Below are 4,345 nucleotides of genomic sequence, written 5' to 3'. Positions count from 1 at the left end.
ATGACAGGCACCGTCAGCCATCAGCAGGAGGAAATCCCTTTAGAGATTATGTTGAAGTCCCAGGATAAACCTCGTATTTCTTGGCAGGTTATTTTCACACTGCTGATGTTCTTTTATATGTACCTGCCCATTCTGGTACTGACGTTTTATAGTTTTAACGAATCTACCTATAGTGCCGGTTGGGAGGGATTCACCTTCAAATGGTATCTAAAGCTGTTTCAGGATACCCGTATCCTGACGGCGCTGCAAAATAGCCTAACCGTGGCTTTGTGTGCTGTAGCGATCGCTGCCGTCTTAGGCACCATAATGGCAGTTGGTTTAGCCCGTTATACCTTTCCGGGGAAAAGCTTGTATCGCGGCGTTTCTTACCTGCCGCTGATTATTCCCGATATTGCGATCGCTGTTGCCACGCTGGTATTTTTAGCCGTTATTGGTATGCCGTTGAGCTTGTGGACAATTGTGGCAGCTCATGTCGTCTTTTGTCTTGCCTACGTCGCCTTGGTGGTTTCTTCTCGAATTAGCGGTTTAAACCCCCATTTAGAAGAAGCTGCCCTCGATTTAGGGGCGACGCCAGTACAAGCTTTTATCCAGGTGTTGCTTCCAGAATTAATGCCAGCAATTATTTCCGGTTGCCTGTTAGCCTTTGTCCTCAGCATGGACGACTTTCTCATTGCCAGCTTCACTGCTGGTACGGGTGCCACAACTTTACCCTTAGAAATCTTTAGCCGCATCCGCACTGGCGTCAAACCAGATATCAACGCTCTCAGCGTCATGCTGATGATTGTGTCAGGTTTTGTCGCTTTTGTTGCTGAATTGCTCCGCTATCGCAGTGAGCAGAAACGCTTTAAATAGCTTCTAAAATAGCTTTGAATTTGTAGGGAGGTGTCAGGTTTTAAAATTTAACGAGGAACAAAAAATTGTTATTGATAAACTACTTTGCTGGTAAAATGATTTTATCAACTTAAACGTAATTCCTTATGATAGCAATTTAAGCAAAATTCTTAAAAACGCCTATGTTTTTATTATTTAGTAATACTAATAATACCAACTCAAGGGAAAAAATAAATTAGAAATGCTTCCTATTTAGACACCATGAGAATTGAAAAAGGAGGCTGATTACCAGCCTCCTTTTCAGGAGAAATAGATAGGGGCGCATAGCAAGAGTGCCCGTATCCGTTGAGGGTTAAACAAGTTTGAGATTGGGATACTCAGCCAGCAAATCATCAGAGGTAAGCGTGTCGCCTTCTGCCTGAGGTGCCCAGAGAATTTCTACTGCAAGTAGGCGATCGCTCCCGATGCCACCAATCTGACGCAAGGCTTGACGCAAATCGTCAGTGCTGTTGATTTTCGGCAGTTGTAGATTGCCTTCGGCACCCACCAAAATCGTCACAATAATGTATTCACTAGGTCCTTCTGCCATCATCTGATTTGCCAGCTTGCCAGCTTCCTCAGATCCCGCCGGTAAAGATGCTTTGGGCGTTGCTGCCTTGAGCTGATTATTGACGTTCGAGAGAGTCTCTTCGGTGACTTTGCTGCGTTCACCCAGAGCTAGCTGATTAAACTTGGCTTCTGCGGCTTGTAACGCTGTTTGCTGAGATTCTGCTGCCCCATACACCCAGTATTCCGGGTGACGTAGCAAAGCTAGAGTACTTTCCTGAAGCACTTGGGCACGACCGATGGCGGAACTCATATCAGATGTACGCGCCAACTCGTCTAATTCTCCTTGCAAGCTGCGAGCTTCTGCCAAAAGACCCACTTGCACCTCTGCCACGGAAACTTTGGGATTGCCGTAGCCCAGAGAATCGGCTTCACCTGCGTCGCCAACACCCACGCGGCGGAAGCTGGAAACCAAGAAGTTAGCGATTCCCAGGAAAATCAAAATTGTAAACAGACCGCCAAATCCGCCCCCGATGCCAAAGAAGGGAAATAGCAACGGGAACCCAAATCCACCCCCAAATCCACCCCCAGGATAAGGAGCCGGATAATATCCGCCGGATGGTGGCGCGTAGGTGCGGCTAGGAGGCGAATAGCTGCGGCTGGGCGCTCTAAAAGAACCCCCTCCAATCCGACCGCCTGAGCGAGCTGCTAAGGCTCCGTCAGCATGACCTAGCGTCAGGGTAAGGATCAGGCCAAAGACGAACAAAGATTTCAAAAGGGGTTTAATTGCTGAAAGCAGTTTATTACGCATACATACTGTGCCTATTCAATCTGATTAAAACTGTAGCGGCTGGCAGCAACTCCTAGCATCTTCCTAACTATCGAGCGATCCGAGCTACATCTTTAATGTATCGCCTCCACCCGACTGGCGCGGGATCAATGCGGGGCGGATTTCCTCACGGGGAATCCGTACTCGAAAGGATGACGGATGAGGGATAACGCGAATCGCTGTGCGTTACCCAGGAACTGGACTAGAAACCACAGATGAAAAGTACAGTATGGGGAGTAAATCTTGTGGCTGTTTTCCGAGAAACAGCCGGGAATTTATCTTCAGCCATTCCTTGTTCAATCTTCATCTCTGAGGTTCCAATTAGCCGCCGCCGACGATGGTGACGATTTCAATCGCGTCCCCCTCTTTGATCTCCGTTTGCGACCAAAACTGTCGATGGAGAATCTCACCGTTGTACTCAACCGCCACTAGGCGAGGATTTAACCCCAGATGCTCTAACAACTGGGGCAATTTAGTGTCGGGCGGGCAGGTGCGGGGTTCCCCATTCACTTGCAGCGCGATCTGACCAGACGGACTAAACATAAGATTGGGGAACGCGAACATCAACAGAGCGGAGAGTTTGCAGACGACTCAGCTGGGAGAGGAAATACTGAGTCATTAACATCGGCTGATCTGCCTGCATGATGGCGCGAACCGCTGCCACTCGTTCGGCTCCCGCCTCCAGCACATCATTTAAGTTATTCGCATCAATGCCCCCAATGGCAAACCAGGGAATCGAGGCATTTTCAGCCGCATAGCGGACATAATCCAGACCAGCAGCAGCTTTATCTACTTTGGTTGGAGTTTCATAAACGGGGCCAACTCCGATATAGTCAGCACCCTCCTGGATAGCTCGCTGCATTTCTTCCGGGTTCGTGGTGGAGCGACCAACCAGGCGTTGTGGCCCTAGCAACTGTCGGGCGAGGGCGATGGAGATATCTTGTTGTCCCAGATGCACGCCATCGGCATTCACTGCCAAAGCCAGATCCACCCGGTCGTTCATAATAAACAGGGCACCGTATTGATGGCATAGCTGGCGGAGTTTAGCAGCATGAGCGACTCGCACAGAATCGTCGGCATTTTTTTCTCGATACTGTACCAGAGTCAGTCCCCCTTGCAGGGCGGCTTCAACGATGGAAAATAGCTGTTCTGAGGCAGAAGTAACGAGGTATAGATGCGATCGCAACAGTACCTGATGTCGTCGGTAAGCCAGCAAATTGCTCTCCAGCGTATACACCCGATAGCGTAATTGCTTTGCCGCCGAGCCTAGATCGGGGTCGTAAAGCTTGCTATATTCTTCCAGCACCCGCAGGGCTTCTTCCACGCGAGCAAAATTGGCTTGCAACAGCTGCTGAATGCTAGAGCGCTGTTGTTCTTGAGGATGGGTCAACTCCGTGCCCGCATCACCTGGGGTATCCCGTGCAGCCCGAAGCTCCATGCCATGCCATTTGGCTAGCTCCTGCCGCATTTGCTTGCATTCATTGACTAATTGGGAGCTATTCACGCCAAAGCGACACCATTCTTCGATAATCCGCAAGCCTTCTCTGGCTCGGTCTAAATTGGCGTCTAGAATGCGGCAAACCGCTGGCTGTGCTTGTATGAGCAAGTCCCCAACTGGCTCTCGAACGCTGTGTTTCTCGCCCATCGCAACCACTCCATTATTTTTCATCGTAGCAGTCTAGTTTCCTAATTTCTGAAATCTGTGAAGTGACAGGGTAGCACGTACCAACCAAATTTTCTCAATTGCCCCATATATTTTATCCAACTGAATAAAAAATAGAATGCGGGGATTAACAAGGTTGAGCAAAATGAACAATGCTGATATCGTGCGGATTGTGAACTAAGTCATGTGAACTAAGTCAGTAACATTTCGTCTATGGGTTAGGAGCAAGTAGCGTCCTTATCCCAAGCCTTTAGCCTACGGGTTTCTAGTTTTTTGTACCTACCTATTTAAGAACGTTTAACAGCAGTATTATCATTCAAAGAATGCCCCCACAGAATTTTCTTTTGGAATGCCCATCGAATTCCTCGCTTTGAAGAGGATGCTCAGGTTGATGAGCTGTTAGCGGTTGGGGTCTTTTTAGAAATGTAAGAAATGTAAACAAACGGGTAGCCTCTATCCCAAAATAGGGGTGCATA

General features: G+C 48.5%; 4 protein-coding genes. 1 reads left to right on the top strand and 3 read right to left on the bottom strand.

The window, feature by feature from the left end:
* Complete coding sequence (locus H6F50_RS02695) at window positions 1-852, top strand: ABC transporter permease (RefSeq protein WP_190426061.1); 852 nt, start codon at window positions 1-3, stop codon at window positions 850-852.
* A gap of 331 nt (window positions 853-1,183) precedes the next feature.
* On the opposite strand, the gene H6F50_RS02690 is transcribed toward H6F50_RS02695, so the two are convergent.
* The 3 genes from H6F50_RS02690 to H6F50_RS02680 all read right to left on the bottom strand — a co-directional run bounded on the left by H6F50_RS02690 (window position 1,184) and on the right by H6F50_RS02680 (window position 3,851).
* Complete coding sequence (locus H6F50_RS02690) at window positions 1,184-2,188, bottom strand: DUF1517 domain-containing protein (RefSeq protein WP_190414968.1); 1,005 nt, start codon at window positions 2,186-2,188, stop codon at window positions 1,184-1,186.
* Window positions 2,189-2,527: 339 nt separating this feature from the next.
* Window positions 2,528-2,749 carry a sulfur carrier protein ThiS gene (thiS, locus tag H6F50_RS02685; RefSeq protein ID WP_190426058.1) on the bottom strand — a complete coding sequence of 74 codons (222 nt, stop codon included), beginning with the start codon at window positions 2,747-2,749 and terminating at the stop codon, window positions 2,528-2,530.
* Window positions 2,742-3,851: a thiamine phosphate synthase gene (locus H6F50_RS02680; protein WP_190426064.1), complete on the bottom strand. Its 1,110-nt coding sequence runs from the start codon at window positions 3,849-3,851 to the stop codon at window positions 2,742-2,744. The genes thiS and H6F50_RS02680 overlap by 8 nt, the downstream gene beginning before the upstream one ends.
* Window positions 3,852-4,345: the final 494 nt, after the last annotated feature.

Source organism: Coleofasciculus sp. FACHB-712, assembly GCF_014695635.1.
In the GTDB taxonomy this organism is placed as follows: Bacteria; Cyanobacteriota; Cyanobacteriia; order Cyanobacteriales; family FACHB-T130; genus FACHB-T130.
Note: the sequence above shows the minus strand (reverse complement) of the source record. Positions and strands in the feature narration are given on the sequence as shown.